The organism is Pseudonocardia sp. NPDC046786 (assembly GCF_040645415.1).
Lineage (GTDB): Bacteria > Actinomycetota > Actinomycetes > Mycobacteriales > Pseudonocardiaceae > Pseudonocardia > Pseudonocardia kongjuensis.
In genome coordinates this window covers 59,227-75,111 of record NZ_JBEYYF010000014.1, presented here as the reverse complement: position 1 = coordinate 75,111, position 15,885 = coordinate 59,227, and the positions used below count along the sequence as shown (strand labels likewise).

Annotated in this window: 12 protein-coding genes; 3 read left to right on the top strand and 9 right to left on the bottom strand. The window is 75.3% G+C overall.

Annotated elements, in window-relative coordinates:
* The first annotated feature begins 81 nt into the window (after positions 1–81).
* Entirely contained in the window at positions 82–1,284 is a 1,203-nt protein-coding gene (locus ABZ881_RS18550; RefSeq protein ID WP_358486071.1) for an ROK family transcriptional regulator, read from the top strand.
* Between the two features lie 15 nt (positions 1,285–1,299).
* Here the strand turns inward: ABZ881_RS18550 and ABZ881_RS18545 are convergent, their stop codons facing one another.
* Positions 1,300–2,016: a GNAT family N-acetyltransferase gene (locus ABZ881_RS18545; protein ID WP_358486068.1), complete on the bottom strand. Its 717-nt coding sequence runs from the start codon at positions 2,014–2,016 to the stop codon at positions 1,300–1,302.
* 81 nt (positions 2,017–2,097) lie between these two features.
* On the opposite strand from ABZ881_RS18545, the gene galK reads away from it, so the two are divergent.
* Positions 2,098–3,207, top strand: coding sequence for a galactokinase (galK, locus tag ABZ881_RS18540; RefSeq protein WP_358486066.1), 1,110 nt, complete (start codon positions 2,098–2,100; stop codon positions 3,205–3,207).
* A gap of 121 nt (positions 3,208–3,328) precedes the next feature.
* Positions 3,329–4,822: a glucose-6-phosphate dehydrogenase gene (zwf, locus tag ABZ881_RS18535; protein ID WP_358486064.1), complete on the top strand. Its 1,494-nt coding sequence runs from the start codon at positions 3,329–3,331 to the stop codon at positions 4,820–4,822.
* Here zwf and cobM read toward each other — a convergent pair.
* From cobM to ABZ881_RS18495, 8 genes are all read right to left on the bottom strand, one after another.
* On the bottom strand, positions 4,816–5,568 hold the full coding sequence (gene cobM / locus ABZ881_RS18530) for a precorrin-4 C(11)-methyltransferase (RefSeq protein WP_358486061.1): 753 nt from the start codon (positions 5,566–5,568) through the stop codon (positions 4,816–4,818). The two genes, zwf and cobM, sit on opposite strands and share 7 nt — an antisense overlap.
* Entirely contained in the window at positions 5,565–6,812 is a 1,248-nt protein-coding gene (cbiE, locus tag ABZ881_RS18525; protein ID WP_358486059.1) for a precorrin-6y C5,15-methyltransferase (decarboxylating) subunit CbiE, read from the bottom strand. Before cbiE ends, cobM begins: the two co-directional genes overlap by 4 nt.
* Positions 6,805–8,526, bottom strand: coding sequence for a nicotinate-nucleotide--dimethylbenzimidazole phosphoribosyltransferase (cobT, locus tag ABZ881_RS18520; RefSeq protein ID WP_358486056.1), 1,722 nt, complete (start codon positions 8,524–8,526; stop codon positions 6,805–6,807). The genes cbiE and cobT overlap by 8 nt, the downstream gene beginning before the upstream one ends.
* Positions 8,527–8,636: 110 nt before the next feature.
* A complete protein-coding gene (locus ABZ881_RS18515) occupies positions 8,637–9,392 on the bottom strand; it encodes a hypothetical protein (RefSeq protein WP_358486054.1) in 756 nt (251 codons plus the stop codon).
* 3 nt (positions 9,393–9,395) lie between these two features.
* Positions 9,396–11,528 (bottom strand): hydantoinase B/oxoprolinase family protein, encoded by a 2,133-nt coding sequence (locus ABZ881_RS18510; protein ID WP_358486052.1) that lies wholly within the window; start codon positions 11,526–11,528, stop codon positions 9,396–9,398.
* On the bottom strand, positions 11,525–13,699 hold the full coding sequence (locus ABZ881_RS18505) for a hydantoinase/oxoprolinase family protein (RefSeq protein WP_358486049.1): 2,175 nt from the start codon (positions 13,697–13,699) through the stop codon (positions 11,525–11,527). The genes ABZ881_RS18510 and ABZ881_RS18505 overlap by 4 nt, the downstream gene beginning before the upstream one ends.
* Positions 13,696–14,019, bottom strand: coding sequence for an acetone carboxylase subunit gamma (locus tag ABZ881_RS18500; RefSeq protein ID WP_344017861.1), 324 nt, complete (start codon positions 14,017–14,019; stop codon positions 13,696–13,698). Before ABZ881_RS18500 ends, ABZ881_RS18505 begins: the two co-directional genes overlap by 4 nt.
* Positions 14,016–15,836: a hydantoinase/oxoprolinase family protein gene (locus tag ABZ881_RS18495; RefSeq protein ID WP_358486047.1), complete on the bottom strand. Its 1,821-nt coding sequence runs from the start codon at positions 15,834–15,836 to the stop codon at positions 14,016–14,018. The genes ABZ881_RS18500 and ABZ881_RS18495 overlap by 4 nt, the downstream gene beginning before the upstream one ends.
* Positions 15,837–15,885: the final 49 nt, after the last annotated feature.

Genomic DNA, 15,885 nt, shown 5'->3' with positions numbered 1-15,885 from the left:
GATGTTATTAAGTACCTACAAGGCGTTAGTATCAGCCGATCGGCGTTTTGCCAGCTCAAAGCCCTGTGGTTGACTGGACGAATGCGAGGACGCACCCCGACCAGCGCGCCCGCGACGGCGGGCGAGATCTTCCGGCTGGTCCGGGACGGCACCGCGGCCACCCGGACCGAGATCGGCCGGGAGACGGGGCTGTCCCGGACCGCGGTCGCCGCGCGGGTCGACCGGTTGCTCGCCGACGGCCTCGTCACCGAGGTGGTGGGCGCCGCGGCGACCGGCGGGCGGCCCGCCGCGCGCCTGGAGTTCAACGCGTCGGGCGGCACCGTGCTGGCACTGTCGGTCGGGGTCAGCCGGAGCAAGGCGGCGGTCTGCAACCTCACCGGCGCCGTGCTCGCGGAGGCGGTCGTCGACCTGCCCGCCTCGGTGGGGCCGCACCGGCTGCTCGGCGACGCCGTCAGCACGCTGGAGAAGCTGCTGCTCGACGCGGGCGCCGACGACGCGGGGATCCGCGGGCTCGGCCTGTCCGTCCCGGGCACCGTCGACGACCGCAACGGGTGGTCGGTGGGCGTGCCCTCGCTGCCCGGCTGGGAGCGGATCGCGCTGCCGCCGCTGCTGACCGAGCGCTTCGCGGTGCCGGTCCGGGTGGACAACGACGTGAACGTGATGGCGCTCGCCGAGCACGCCGCCCATCCCGACGTCGACGACCTGCTGATGGTGAAGATCGGGTCCGGGGTCGGCGCCGGGCTGGTGTCCGGCGGGTTCCTGCAGCGCGGGGCCTGGGGCGCCGCCGGGGAGATCGGGCACATCCCGGTGCACGACGGCCCGGGGATCGGCTGCGGCTGCGGCAACATCGACTGCCTGGAGGTCCTGGCGTCCGGCCGGGCGCTGGTGCGGGACCTGTCGGCGGGCCGGCCGGAGGGCGAGGTGACCTCGATCGCCGACGTGGTGGCGCTGGTGAAGCAGGGCGACCCGGACGCGGTGCGGCTGGTGCGGATCGCCGGCCGCAGGCTCGGCGAGGTGCTGGCCGCCGCGGTGAACCTGGTGAACCCGGCGCTGGTGGCGATCGGCGGTGACCTGGTCGGCGCGTTCGATCCGCTGGTCGCCGGGGTGCGCGAGGCGATCTACCGGCGGTCGATGGCGACCGCGACGCAGAACCTGCGGATCGAGCCCGGCCTGCTGAGCGGGCGCAGCGGGGTGATCGGCTGCGCGATCCTGGTGCTCGACGAGGTGCTCTCGGCGACCGCGGTGGACCGCGCGGTGAGCGCCCCGGCGGGCCGCGCCGGGTGACCCGGCCGGCCGGGGTCACCCGCCGTCCGGGGTCCGCAGCAGGTCGAACCGCATCTCCCGGCTCACCTCGAAGCCCATCTGCCGGTACAGCCGGATCGCGCCGGCGTTCACCGCGGACGCGTGCAGCACCGGCCGGTCGCCGCGCGTGACGATCCCGGCGATCACCGCCCGGACCAGCCGCCCGGCCAGGCCCTTGCCGCGGAACTCCGGGTCGGTGCACACCGCGCTGATCTCGGTGGCGCCCGCGCCGGGACCGCCCAGGCGCATCCGCTCCCCCGCCATCGCGACCAGCCTGCCGCCGTGCCGGATGCCGAGGAACCGGCCGAGCTCGGCGGTGCGGGCCAGCCACGGGCCGGGCTCGGTGCGGGCGGTCAGGTCGGCCATCTCGGCGCGGTCGGCGGGGCCGAGCTCGACGGCGTCGTCGTCCGGCTCGCCGGGCGCGGCGGAGCCGTCCATCTGGACGCCGGGGAAGGCCCGTTCCAGCCGCCAGCCGGCCGGCAGGGCGGGCGGCCCGTCGCCGGCGCGGACCAGGACGACCGGCTCGCCGGGCCCGCAGAGCGCCGCGAGATCGGCCCAGTCGCCGTCCTCGGGGCGCAGCGGCATGCCGCCGAACGGGGAGACGTCCGGCGCGAAGCGGGCGGCCCGACCGCGGACCGTGCCGAACTCGCGCAGCCGACCGTTCAGGGTGTCCGGGACCGGATTGCGCAGGGCGGCGTCGAGATCGGCTGGCACGCCCCGATCCTGCCCCGGCGGCGCCCGGCCCGGACCCGCGGGGCATGCTCGCCCGCACCTGTCGCAGTGAGGAGCGTCGCGATGTCCACCGAGGCCGCGCCGTCCGGGGTCTGGTTCGCCCCCGGCCGGGTCAACCTGATCGGCGAGCACACCGACTACAACGACGGGTTCGTGCTGCCGTTCGCGCTGCCGCACCGGGCGGTGGTGACCGCGTCGGCGGTGTCCGGCGGGTCCAGCCGGGTGCGGTCGGCGCAGCAGGACGGCGTGGTGGAGTTCCGGGCGGCCACGGTGGCGCCGGGCGAGGTGACCGGCTGGGCGGCGTACCTGGCCGGGACCTGCTGGGCGTTCCGGGAGGCCGGGTTCCCGGTCGGCGAGGTCGACCTGCGGCTGGACTCGGACGTGCCGGTCGGGGCGGGCCTGTCGTCGTCGGCGGCGGTGGAGTGCGCGGTCGGGGTGGCACTGGCCGGGCTCGCCGGGGTGCCGGTCGACCCGACCGGGCTGGCCCGGATCGCCCGCCGCGCGGAGAACGCCTTCGTCGGCGCGCCGACCGGCGGGATGGACCAGATGGCGTCGATGCACGGCAGGCCCGGCCGGCTGGTCTTCCTGGACACCCGCGACGACACCGTCGAGCTGGTGCCGTTCGATCCGCCCGCGCACGGCCTGGAGCTGCTGGTGATCGACTCGCGGGCGCCGCACGCGCACGCGGACGGCGAGTACGGCGCCCGGCGGGCCGACTGCGAGGCGGCGGCCGCGGCGCTCGGCGTGCCCGCGCTGCGCGACGCGCGCCCGGCGGACCTGCCGCGGATCGCCGACGAGCGGATCCGGCGCCGGGCCCGGCACGTGGTCACCGAGAACGAGCGGGTGCTGCAGGTGGTGGCGCTGCTCTCCGGTGGCGCGGATCCGCGGGAGATCGGCCAGCTGCTGGACGCCTCGCACGCGTCGATGCGCGACGATTTCGAGATCACCGTGCCGCACGTGGACGTGGCGGTGGCGGCGGCCCGGGCCGGCGGGGCGGTCGGGGCCCGGATGACCGGCGGCGGTTTCGGCGGGTGCGTGATCGCGCTGTGCGACACCGGCCGGGTCGGCGCGGTGACGGCGGCGGTGCGCGCCGCGTACGCAGAGCGCGGCTGGACGGCGCCGGTGGTGTTCCCGGGACGGCCGAGCGAGGGCGCGGGGCGGCTGCCCGATTAGGTTTTTGAAAGCCCGATCGGAATCGGTACAGTACGGAAGGGCTGCCCTGAGCGGCGCTCCGACAGGCACCTCTGTTCCCGATCGATCGAGGAGACGGCTCGTGCCGCATCCACATCCCGTCATGGATCCCGCCGACATCGTCGTGTTCGGCGGCACCGGCGATCTCGCCATGCGCAAGCTCCTGCCCTCGCTCTACCTGCGCGACCGCGACGACCAGCTGGCGGCGGGCACCCGGATCGTCGCGGTGTCCCGGTCCGGGCTCGACGACGCCGGCTACCGGGACAAGGTCGACGCCGAGCTGCGGGCCACCGCGCCGCGCTGGGCCGGCGTGGACGTGTGCGCCGACGACGCGGTGCACCAGCGGTTCCTCGGCCGGCTGCACCACGTGACGCTGGACGTCGCCGACGACGACTGGTCCGCGCTCGCCGACCTGCTCGGACCGCAGGACCGGCGGATCCGGGTGCTGTATCTGGCGTCGGCGCCGCAGCTGTTCGGCCGGATCTGCGTGGGCAGCGCGGCGGCCGGCATCGTCGACGACCGCACCCGGGTGGTGCTGGAGAAGCCGCTGGGCCACGACCTGGCCTCGGCCCGCGCGATCAACGACGAGGTCGGCTCGGTGTTCGCCGAGGAGCAGATCTTCCGGATCGACCACTACCTCGGCAAGGAGACCGTGCAGAACCTGCTGGTGCTGCGCTTCGGGAACTCGCTGTTCGAGCCGCTGTGGAACGCCGGCCAGATCGACCACGTGCAGATCACCGTGTCCGAGTCGATCGGCGTCGGGAACCGGGCCGACTACTACGACGGCAGCGGCGCGCTGCGGGACATGGTGCAGAACCACCTGCTGCAGCTGCTGTGCCTGGTCGCGATGGAGCCGCCGGCCCGGATCGACGGCGAGGGGGTCCGCGACGAGAAACTGAAGGTGCTGCAGTCGCTGCGCCCGCTGGACGGCCCGGACGTGGTGCGGGACACGGTGCGCGGGCAGTACACCGAGGGCCTGGTCGACGGCGCCGCGGTGCCCGGCTACGCCACCGAGCTGGCCGAGTCGCGGGCCGGCACGGCCCGCGAGCGGGAACGGTCCACGACCGAGACGTTCGTCGCGCTGCGCGCCGAGGTCGCGAACTGGCGGTGGGCGGGGGTGCCGTTCTACCTGCGCACCGGCAAGCGGCTGGGCACGCACGCGTCGGAGATCGTGGTGCAGTTCAAGCCGGTCCCGCACTCGATCTTCCCGGCGTTCGGCGAGGAGCTGCCGGCGAACCGGCTGGTGCTGCGGCTGCAGCCGGACGAGGGGGTGCGGCTGCACATGACCGCCAAGCAGCCCGGCCCCGGCGGGATCCGGCCGATCCCGGCGCCGCTGGACCTGTCGTTCGCCCGCACCTTCGGCGACCGGCTGCCGGACGCCTACGAGCGGCTGCTGATGGACGTGCTGCGCGGCAACCCGACGCTGTTCATGCGGCGCGACGAGATCGAGGCCGCCTGGACCTGGGCGGAGCCGATCCTGCGCACCTGGGAGGCGACCGGCCAGCATCCGCGGCCGTACGCGGCGGGGAGCAACGGACCGGCCTCGGCCACCGCGCTGGTCGAGCGGGACGGCCGGGCCTGGCACGAGGACTACTGAGGCAGGTCCCGGCAGCGGTCGTTCGAGTACAGGTGCGAGTCGGGGAAGTGCCGGGCGGCCAGCGCCTCCCCGACGATGATCACCGCGGTGCGCTCGATGCCCGCCTCCCGCACCGCCTTGGGCATCCCCTGCAGGGTGCCGCGCAGCACGATCTCGTGCGCCCGGGAGGCGTGCGCGACGACCGCGGCCGGGCAGTCGCCGCCGTAGGCGGGGGCCAGCGCGTCGACGGCCTCGTCGATCCGGTGCACGGCCAGGTGCAGCACCACGGTGCCGCCGGCCTTCCCGAGCGAGGCGAGGTCCTCGGCGGGCGGCATCGGGGTGGCGCGGGCGGCGACCCGGGTGAGCGTGACGGTTTGCGCGACCGTCGGGACGGTCAGCTCCCGGCCCAGCGCGGCGGCCGCGGCGGCGTAGGCGGGGACGCCGGGGCACACGTCGTAGGGCACGCCCTCGATCTCCAGGCGGCGGATCTGCTCGGCCATCGCGGAGAACACCGACGGATCGCCCGAGGCGAGCCGGGCGACGTCCAGGCCGTGCCGGTGTGCCCGGACCATCTCGTCGAGGATCTCGTCCAGGGTCATCAGCGCGGTGTCGACGGTGCGCGCCCCGGGCGGGCAGATGTCCAGCATCTCCGGCGGCACCAGGCTGCCCGCGTACAGGCAGACCGGCGCGGCGGCGATCAGGTCCCGGGCCCGCAGGGTCAGCAGATCGACCGCGCCCGGGCCGGCCCCGATGAAGTGCACCGTCACGGCGCATCCCCCTTCTCGTACGTCCAGATCGTCACCGGCATCGACGGCCGCCAGCCGTGGAACCCGGCCCCGCCCGGAGCGGCCGCGCCCCGGCCGATCGGCTCGGCCACGGCCACCTGCACCCGGACCAGCTCGCCGCCGTGCCCGGCGTGCGCGGCGGCGAGCAGCGCCTCGGTCTGCACGGTCACCGCGTTGGCGACCAGCCGGCCGCCCGGGCGCAGGGCGCCCAGGCAGGCGTCGAACACGCCGTCCCGGGTGAGACCGCCGCCGACGAAGACCACGTCCGGTTCCGGCAGCCCGGCCAGCGCGCCGGGGGCGCTCCCGGTGACCACCCGCAGGCCGGGGACGCCGAGCGCGGCGGCGTTGCGCACGATCCGCTCCGCGCGTTCCGGCCGGGACTCGACGGCGATCGCGCGGCACGCCGGATGGGCGCGCATCCACTCGATCCCGATCGAGCCGGAGCCCGCGCCGACGTCCCACAGCAGCTCGCCGGGCCGCGGCGCCAGCCGGGCCAGGGTGACGGCGCGGACGTCGCGCTTGGTGAGCTGGCCGTCGTTCTCGTAGACGCCGTCGGGCAGGCCGGGGGTCTCGCCGGGCGGGTGCAGGCCGTCGTCGGGGACGCACTCGAGCGCGACCACGTTGAGCGGGTCGCTCCCGCCGCGCCAGCCGGCCGCGGTGCCGGTGACGGTCCGCTCGTCGCCGGCACCCAGCCGTTCCAGCACGGTGAGCCCGGACCGGCCCCAGCCGGCGCCGGTGAGCAGCGCGGCGATCTCGGCCGGTGATCCGGCGCCGGCCGAGAGCACGAGCAGCCGGGCGCCGGGCGCGAGGGCGCGGCGCAGCGCGTCGAGCGGGCGGCCGACGACGCTGAGCACCCGGACGTGCTCGGCGGCCCAGCCCAGCCGGGCGCAGGCCAGCGCCACCGACGACGGGTGCGGCAGCACCCGCAGCCGCTCCGGCCCGGCGATCCGGGCGAGCGTGGCGCCGATCCCGAAGAACATCGGGTCGCCCGAGGCGAGCACCGCGATCCGGCGGCCGGCGAGCTCGTCCAGGATCCCGGGCAGCGCCGGGACCAGCGGGGACGGCCAGGGCCGCCGCTCCCCCGCGACGTCGGCGGGCAGCAGGTCGAGCTGGCGCGGTCCGCCGAGCAGCAGCTCGGCGTCGCGCAGCGCCGACCGGGACGGCTCCGCCAGCCCGGCCCACCCGTCGGCGCCGATCCCGACGACGGTGACCGGCGGGTCACCCATCGGTCTTGTCCGTGACCCCTGCGCTGTCGAAGGTCGCGACGTCGGCCATCGCCCGGGCCGCGCCCTGCAGCACCGGGAGCGCGAGCAGCGCGCCGGTGCCCTCGCCGAGCCGCATGTCCAGCTCCAGCAGCGGGGTCAGGCCCAGGTGCCGCAGCGCGGCGGCCCCGCCCGGCTCGGCGGAGCGGTGCCCGGCCAGGCAGTAGCCGGTCGCGTCGGGCGCGAACGCGGCCGCGGCGAGCGCGGCCGCACCGGCCGAGACGCCGTCGAGCAGCACCGGAACGCGCAGCGCGGCGGCGCCCAGCACCAGCCCGGCGAGCCCGGCGTGCTCGAACCCGCCGACCGCGGCGAGCACGCCGAGCGGATCGGCCGGATCGGGCCGGTGGCGCTCCAGCGCCTCCCGCACGACGGCGGTCTTGAGCGCCAGCGTCTCGTCGTCGACGCCGGTCCCGCGGCCGGTCACCTCGGCCGGGTCGGCGCCGGTGAAGGCGCAGATCAGGGCGGCCGCCGCGGTGGTGTTCGCGATGCCCATGTCGCCGGTGAGCAGGCAGCGGTTCCCGGCGGCCACCAGGTCGCGGGCCACCTCGATGCCGTGCTCGAGCGCGGTGCGGGCCTGCTCGCGGGTCATCGCCGGCCCGGCGGTCATGTCGGCCGTGCCGCGGGCGACCTTGCGCGGCAGCAGCCCGGGGACCGGGTCCAGCTCGGCGGCGACGCCGACGTCGACGACCTGCACCTCGACGCCGAGCTGGCGGGCGAACGCGTTCACCACGGCGCCGCCGCCGGTGAAGTTCGCGACCATCTGCGCGGTGACCTCCTGCGGCCACGGCGTCACGCCGCGGGCGTGCACGCCGTGGTCGGCGGCGAACACCGCGACCGCGGCCGGCGCGGGCACCGCGGGCACCGGCTCCCCGGCGATCCCGGCGAGTGCGACGGCGACGTCCTCGACCCGGCCGAGCGCGCCGCGCGGCTTCGTCATCCGGTCCAGCCGGTCCGCGGCAGCGGCCCGGGCGGCCGCGTCGACCGGCCCGACGGCGTCCACCGCGGACTCCAGCAGGGCGGCCGGTGCGGCGCCGGGCAGCCCGCGGTTGCCCCAGGTCCCCTGGTGCACCGCCCAGTCCAGCGGGCGGCGCCGGGCCCAGCCGTGCTGCTCCAGCTCCGGCCGGTCCGGGAACTCCTCGACGTGCCCGACGCACAGGTAGGCGACGAGCTGCACGTGCCCGGGCAGGCCGAGCAGCTCGTGCACGGCGGCCAGCCCGGCGTCGTCGAAGAAGCTGACCCAGCCGACGCCCAGGCCCTCGGCGCGGGCCGCCAGCCACAGGTTCTGCACGGCCAGCGCCGCCGAGTACGTGCCCATCTCGGGCCGGCCGTGCCGGCCGAGGGTGTGCCGGCCGCCGCGGGTCGGGTCGGCGGTGACGGCGACGTTCAGCGGGGTCTCCCGGATCGCCTCGATCCGGATGTCGCGCAGCGCCTCGGCCCGCGCGCCGGGCAGCGACGCGGCGTACCGCTCGCGGTGCTCGGCGACCAGCGCGCGCACCCGGTCCCGCACGCCGGCGTCGTGCACCAGCACGAAGTCCCACGGCTGGGAGAACCCGACGCTCGGCGCGGCGTGCGCGGCCGCCAGCACCCGGGTGAGCACGGCGTCGTCGACCGGGTCCGGCCGGAACCCGGTGCGGACGTCGCGGCGGGAGTGCAGCACGTCGTAGAAGTCCCCGTGCACCCCTGGCCTCCTGATGGTCCCCTGCGCAGCTGATCCGTGATCGACGGCGAACGAGCCGACCACACGCCGCACGGGGCGGTCAACCGGACCGGGTGGGCCGGTCGGGGAGGTCACATCGGGCGTTCACCCGCCGCACGGACCGTCGCCAGGTCGCAGTCGTACGGGACGGGGCCGTCGGTGAGCACCAGCTCGGGCGCCGAGGCGCCGGTCCAGGACGACCAGGCCCGCTCGAAGCCGGCCGCGGTGCCGTCCGGGGCGAACACGGCGGGATCGACGAGCAGCGCGTCACCGCTGCCGTCCGGTCGTGCACGCAGCACGCCCGCGGTGGCCGGGACGGGGCCGCCGCGGAGCAGCACCGGGGTTCCGAGGATCGCGGCCCGGCGCAGCAGCGGGGCCAGCGCGTCGGCCGGCGCCGGTCCCGGCTCATCGGACTCCCAGACGAGCAGCCGGGTCGCCCCCGCCTCCACCTGTGCCGACGCCAGACCGGCCAGTGCGTCAGCACAGTCGGTGACCAGCTCCGGGTCCGGCGTCCCCCCGCCCGCGAGTGCACGGGCCAGCGCGACGGGACCGGTGAGCGAGGCTGCCACCGCCGTGCGGGGGAACAGCCCGGCGAGCACCCGGGTGAGCTCCAGCAGCGGCGCGACCGCGGCGGAGCCGGGCAGCGGGCGGTCCAGCGGACCACCGCCCGCCGCCCGTACGGCGTCCGCCTCGGCTTGTGGGTCGTGGTGGGTCACCACCCAGTCCGGCCGGGCGAGCGCGGCCGCGTCCCGCACCCGGTAGGCCCAGCGGGCGGGATCGGTGCGGGCGCCGACAGGTACGCCCCCGATGCGGGCGGCGACCTGGTCGAGGACGGGGACGAACAGCACCGCTCAGCCCTGCCCCTCCGGCCACTCCCAGGCCCCCAGGAAACCCAGGTGCTCGGGTGGGGTGTCCGCGCGCCAGCCCGCCACGAAGTCGTCGTAGCGCCGGCCGCGGGCGATCCGGTCGGCGCGTTCGGCGGTCCGGGCCGCCTCGGTCGCCGCCCCGTCGAGCTCCATCCGCTGCGGGTCCCACACCAGCCGGTACACCTGGCGCGCCACCTCGGGGCTGATCAGGCCACGCCGCAGGTCGGTCATGGCGTCGCGCGGATCCCGTTCGAGCGGGTCGCCGTAGCCGCCACCGCCGCCCATCCGCTGGATCCAGATGTCACCCTCGGCGACCGGGTCGGCGGGCTGGACGGGGTTGCCGACCTCGTAGGTCCCGGGCAACGGGCGGTCGACGACCATGGACGGCCCGTCGTAGGTGATTCCCTTCGCGCCGCCCGCCAGCCAGGCGCGTACCGCCTCGATCCCGCCGTCGGGCCGGATCCGGGTCAGCGGCGTGCAGCTGCCGCCGTACCCGCCGAACATGCCGGCGGTCACCGGGAACCGGCCGCCCATGCTGGTGATCCCGAACCCGAACATCTGGCTGCCGTAGAGCATGTACGCCCACTCGACGGATGCGCCGCCGCGGAACCGCCCGAAGCCGTGGTTGTCGGCCGGGATCTCGCGCCACAGCCCGAGCAGCGGGAGCTCGGACTCGCGGGTCTCCATCTCACCCCAGTCAGACACCGGCGCGAACACCGGGCCCGCGGCGTGCTCGCCGTCGGCGTCGCAGCGCGCCCCGCCACCGGCGGCGTTCATCTCGGTGGAGACGTTCGCGGTGACCTGCATGTGCTGGGTCAGGCCGCCGTACTGCAGGGTCGGGATCATCGCGTACCAGGGCGCCATCGGCTTGGCCGGGCCGGGCGCGGAGAACATCGCCTTGGTGACGGCCTGGTGCAGCGCCGCGTTCAGGCAGAACATGGTGGTCAGTGACAGCGACGAGGGGTGCTCGGTGTCGGCGGTGAGGATCGAGCCCGGTTCCAGGTCGTAGTCGAGTGCGGCGATGAACCCCGCGGTGCGCGGCAGGTCCCCGTAGAGGAAGTTCATGAACAGGTTCGCCACCATGGCGCGGGTGAAGTGCGCCTGCGTGTTGAGCGCCCGGTCGATGGCCGGGGCGCTGCCCGCGGTCCGCACGGTGAGGGTGTCGCCCCGCTTGTCCAGCTCGACGTTCAGCTTGAACAGGCGCTCCTCCAGCAGGGTCGTGTCGCCGAAGTGGACACCGCGGTAGGTGCCGTCCGGCCAGGCCGAGATCCGGCGGCGCACCTCGGCCTCGGTGTTCTCCAGCACCGAGCGCAGGGTGGCGATCAGGAGCTCCGGCGAGCGTTCGGCCATGAACTCGTGCATCCGGCGTTCGACGGCGCGGGCGGCGGCGAGCTTCGCGCGGATGTCGGTGAGCCACAGCAGCGGGTCGCGGACCTGGTTCTGGAACATGTTCACCACGTCGCGGCGCAGCGTGTAGCCCTCACCGATCTTCATCGGCGGGATCCGGACGCCCTCGGCGTACTTGGTGGTGGCCCGCACGGCGAGCCCTCCCTGGTCCAGCGAGGCTCCGTTCTCGCCCTCGTGCACGACCGCGCCGATCCAGGCGATGTGCTCGCCCGCCCAGTACAGCGGCAGCAGCAGGGTGTGGTCGGGATTGTGCGTGCCGCCGTAGTTGGCGTCGTTGTGGTAGAAGACGTCACCCTCGGCGAGCCCGACGGTGGGCTCGTCGGCCCAGTACCGGTTGACGAACTTCGGCACCGGCGAGGTCGTCGCGGAGAACATGTTCACCCCGCCGGAGGTGGCGACGGCGAAGTCGCCCTCCCGGGTGTAGATGCCGACGATGAGGTCGCCCCACTTGGCGGCGGAGGAAGCGCTGATCTGCTGGAGCATCTGCATGCTCGACTCGAGCACCGCCTCGACCCGGCCGAGCCCGACGGCCAGGTCGGTCGGGTCGGTCACGGCGGCGAGTGCCTCGTCCTCGCGGTCGGTGCGCGGGCGCAGCCGGAACTCGCCGGTCAGCTCGGCGTCCGGGCCGTACATCACCGGCCGGTTCTCCAGCAGGTCGTCGAGGAACGCCTCGGTGTCGTCGCCGGCGGTGGTCGTCTCGGGGGTGCTCATCGGTGGTCCTCTCGCCGCATCCGGAAGAAGCCGTGGGTGTCGAGCTCGCCGTGCCAGCCGGGCTCGACGACGATCGTGGTGTCGGGGGCCTCGAGGATCGCCGGCCCGGCGATCCGGTGTCCGGGGGTCAGGGCCGGATAGGCGTAGACGTCGGTGGTGACCGGCTCGGCGCCGCCCCACCGGCAGTCCCGCCGGCCGCGCAACGCCGTGCGCGCATCGGATCCGTCGGCGGTACGCGCCCTGGGTGCCGGCGCCGGGCGCGGGATCCGGGCCCGGACGCGGACCGTGTCGATCGCGACGCCGACCTCCCGGGTCAGGGCGAGATCACCGAACCGGTCGCCGTACTCGGCGAAGTAGGTCTTCAGCACGGCGACCAGGTCGTCCCGGCCGGTGATCCGCTCGACCGGGCTGGCGACGGTCACCACGTCCAGCTGGCCGAGCGCCCGGATGTCCAGCTCGACGGCGGTCACGATGTCGTCCGGGCCGTGGCCCTGGCCGGCGAAGTCGGCCAGGGCACGCTCCCGGAAGCCGTCGACGATCGCGTTGAACCCGTCGACGTCGGTGAGCAGCTGCTTGGTCAGCGGGTTGAACAGCACCATCCACACGGACTGCTCGTAGATGTGCAACCGCTCCAGCCCGGCGGCGCCGGCGGCGGAGAAGACCGAGCTGTGCGGCGGGACGACGACCTCGCGCGCGTCCAGCGCCGCCGCGTAGCCGCAGGCGTGCAGCGGTCCGCCGCCGCCGAAGGAGAGCACGGTGAACTCCCGCGGGTCGTAGCCCTTGGTGGTGATCCCCTTGAAGATCTCGGCGCCCATCGTCTCGTCGACGATCCGGCGGATCCGGTGTGCCGCCTCCGGGACCGAGATTCCCAGCGGGCCGGCGATCCGGCGTTCCACGGCCCGTTCGGCCCGCCGCAGGTCAAGGGGCAGCCGGCCGCCGTGGTAGGTGTCCGCGGCGAGGTGGCCGAGGATCAGGTTGGCGTCGGTGACGGTGGGTTCGGTGCCGCCCTGCCCGTAGCAGGCCGGGCCGGGTGTGGAGCCCGCCGACTCGGGGCCGACCGCGATACCGGAGATCGGGTCGAGCCGGGCGATCGAGCCGCCGCCCGCGCCGATCGCGGAGATGTCCATCATCGGCAGCTGCACGTGCCAACGGTCGATCACCGGATGGAAGTCGTAGAAGCGGACCGATCCGTCGACGACGATGCCGACGTCGAACGAGGTGCCGCCCATGTCGGTGGTGACGATCTTGTCGAGGCCGCGGGCCCGGGCGATGTGCCTGCTGCCGTACAGCCCGGACACCGGGCCCGCGTGCACGGTCTGGATCGGCGACGTCCCGGCCAGCCCGCCCATCCCGCCGCTGTTGTGCACCATCAGGAGCTCGCCGAGGTAGCCCCGGGCGCGCAGCTCGTCACGCAGCGCGGAGAGCCGGTCCGCGGTGAACCGGTGCAGGTAGGCGTCGATCGTGGCGGTCATCGACCGGGCGTACTCACCCGCCCGGCCGGACACCTCGTGGGACAGGATCGTCGGGAACCGGCCCAGGTAGCTGTCGGGGTACTCGTGTTCCACGATCTCGCGCACCAGCTGCTCGTGCGCCGCGTTCAGGTGGGCGTTGAGCAGGCACACCACGAACCCGCGCACGCCCTGGTCGACCAGGTCGAGGACCCGGTCGCGGATCTCGTCCGGGTCGAGCGGGATCACCACCCGCCCTGCCGAGTCGATCCGCTCGGTCAGCCCGACGATGCGTTCCGGTTCGACGAGTGGCTGCGGCCGGGTGGCACGGGGCAGGTCGCGGGTGGCCGCTGCGGGCAGCCCGTCGGCCCACTGGCGGCACCGCCCGATCGGCACGGTGGCGGTGTGCCCGCGGGTGGTGATCAGGCCCAGCCGGGGGCCGGTCCGCTCGATCAGTGCGTTCGTGCCGAGCGTGGTGGCGTAGCGGATGGCGCCGGTGCCGGCGAGCAGCTCGTCGGTGTCCCGGCCGGCCGCCGCGGCGATGTCACCGACGGCGCGCAGGAACCCGACCGACAGGTCGTGGTGCGTGGTCAGCGCCTTGGCGGTGTACACGGTGCCGTCGCGGTCGGTGGCGAGGCAGTCGGTGAAGGTGCCGCCGATGTCGACGTTGATCTCTGCCCGGTTCGAGGGGCTGTTCCCGGGAGTGCGGCGCACGGCGTTCATCGGGCCTCCAGCGTGTCGAGGTCGATCTCGATGTCCCGCACCAGCGGGTGTCCCGGCGGCAGGTACTCCGCCTCCACCTGCGCGCCGCAGCCGGGGCAGTAGTACTCGACGATCCGGCACCAGGCCGGGTCCGGTGCGACGTCGTGGCCACCGTCGAAGCGCGGTGGGTGGATCTCCCTCGGGTCCCGGTCGTGCAGCAGCAGGCCGCGCTTGTAGTCCTCGCCGGCCGGCCCGATGCGGTGGTCACACCGCTCGCAGTGCCAGCTCGCCGTGGCAAGGTCGATCACCAGGTACTCGGTGATGCGGATCCGGTCGCTCATCGGTCGCTCCCCCCGGTCGGGGCGCCGAGCAGGGCGGCGCCGTGGTCGTCGACCCGCAACGTCCAGCCGGGCGGGACGCAGAGGGTGGTGTCGGCGGAGTCGACCAGCGCGGGGCCGGTGACGACGGTGCCGGCGGCCGGCCCCTGCGGGCCCAGTACCGCGGTGTCAAGCCGTCCGTGTCCCGGCCAGTACACCGGCCGGTCGCTCGTGCTCCCGCCCGCCGTCGCCCCCGGGAGGCGAGGGCCGGTCGGTGGATGGTGGGGCAACCGGTGGACGCCTTCCACCACCACCCGTCGGTGCTCGTCGTGCCCGACCCGGGTCACGGTCAGCTCGACGTCCGTCGCCGCGATCCCCTCCCCGCGCATGTCGCGCAGCACCCGCTCCCGAAGGGACGCCTCGTCGGCGCCGTCGGCGGGTGCGCCGTGCACGTGCCGGACATCCACGGTCGAGGCGCCGTAGGCGGAGAACACCGGACCGAACGGCAGCACGAGGACCGAGCGGATGCCGGTGGCCGCGGCGATCGCGGCGCCGTGGGTGGCGCCGTTGCCGCCGAAGGCGAGCGCCGTCACCGTCGCCGGGTGCACGCCGCGGCGGTGCAGCTCGGCGGCGATCCCGGTGCCCGCGGCGCGGTGGGCGGTGTCCAGGGCGCGGGCCGCGATCTCCTCCACCGTGATCCCGAACCGGTCGGCGAGCGGGGTGAACACGCGGCGGGCCGCGGTGACGTCGAGCTCCATCCCCCCGCCGAGGAAAGTCTCCGGCCGCAGTACACCGAGCACGGCATCGGCATCGGTCACGGTCGGCTCGGCGCCGCCGAAGCCGAAGCAGGCCGGACCGGGGCTGGCGCCGGCGCTCTGCGGGCCGACCCGTAGCTCCGTGCCGTCGGCCCAGGCGATCGAGCCGCCGCCCAGGCCGAAGGCCAGCAGGTCGGGCAGCGGGAGGTCGATCTCCACCCCGGCGACCACCCCGTGCTCGTGGTAGGGGACCTCGCCGGAGCGCAGGACCGACACGTCCAGGCTGGTCCCGCCCATGTCCAGGGTGACCAGGTCGCGGATCCGGTGGTGCCGGGCGACCGCGGCCGCCCCGAGCAGCCCGGCCGCCGGGCCGGAGTTGTAGGTCTTCGCCGCGACCGTGCGCGCCACCCGGGCGGCCCGGCCGTCGTTGTGCACCACTCGAAGCGGCCGGGCGTAACCCTGGTCGCGCAGGTAGTCCTCGGCCCGGTACAGGTAGTCGGCGACGTCGGGATGGACGTAGGCGTTGAACAGCGCGGTGGCGGCCGCGCGCACCGGGTCCCTGCCCGCGGACAGCTCACCGGCCCGCAGCATCGGGACCGCGTCCAGGCAGTGCCGGGGGTGGTGCTCGGTGAACGTCGCGGCCATCGACGTCTCCCGGGCCGGGTCGGCAGAGGCGACGACGAGCCCGCGGGCGCCGTCCTGGAGCAGCCCCCGGGTCTCCGCCAGGCCGCTCGTGCCGTCCGGGACCCGGGCGACCATCCCGGTGTCGACGAACGTGCCGACCCCGGTCCCCGGTCCCCCGGCGGCGATCGTCGTGTCGTCGGTCAGCAGCCCCAGCCGGGGACCGCTGCGCTGGATCACCGTGTTCGTCCCGACGGTCGTCGCGTAGCGGACGGCGACCGTGTCCCGCAGCATGTCCGGCACACCGGTGCCGAGACGCTCCGCCGCGGCCTCCACCGCCGCCCGGAAGCACAGCGCGAGATCGTGCGGGGTGGTGAGCGTCTTCGCGGTGTGGACTGTGCCGTCGCGCACCACGAACACGTCGGTGAAGGTCCCTCCCGTGTCGATGTCGATCGTGACCGGCATACCCGTCCCTCCGTGGTCCCGGTGCGCCGAGTCGGGCTGCACCTGCTCA

Coding starts and splice junctions, on each gene's coding strand:
- ABZ881_RS18550 (WP_358486071.1), top strand. CDS start 82: ATGCGAGGACGCACCCCGACCAGCGCGCCCGCGACGGCGGGCGAGATC.
- galK (WP_358486066.1), top strand. CDS start 2,098: ATGTCCACCGAGGCCGCGCCGTCCGGGGTCTGGTTCGCCCCCGGCCGG.
- zwf (WP_358486064.1), top strand. CDS start 3,329: ATGGATCCCGCCGACATCGTCGTGTTCGGCGGCACCGGCGATCTCGCC.
- cbiE (WP_358486059.1), bottom strand. CDS start 6,812: ATGGGTGACCCGCCGGTCACCGTCGTCGGGATCGGCGCCGACGGGTGG.
- ABZ881_RS18510 (WP_358486052.1), bottom strand. CDS start 11,528: ATGAGCACCCCCGAGACGACCACCGCCGGCGACGACACCGAGGCGTTC.
- ABZ881_RS18505 (WP_358486049.1), bottom strand. CDS start 13,699: ATGAACGCCGTGCGCCGCACTCCCGGGAACAGCCCCTCGAACCGGGCA.
- ABZ881_RS18500 (WP_344017861.1), bottom strand. CDS start 14,019: ATGAGCGACCGGATCCGCATCACCGAGTACCTGGTGATCGACCTTGCC.
- ABZ881_RS18495 (WP_358486047.1), bottom strand. CDS start 15,836: ATGCCGGTCACGATCGACATCGACACGGGAGGGACCTTCACCGACGTG.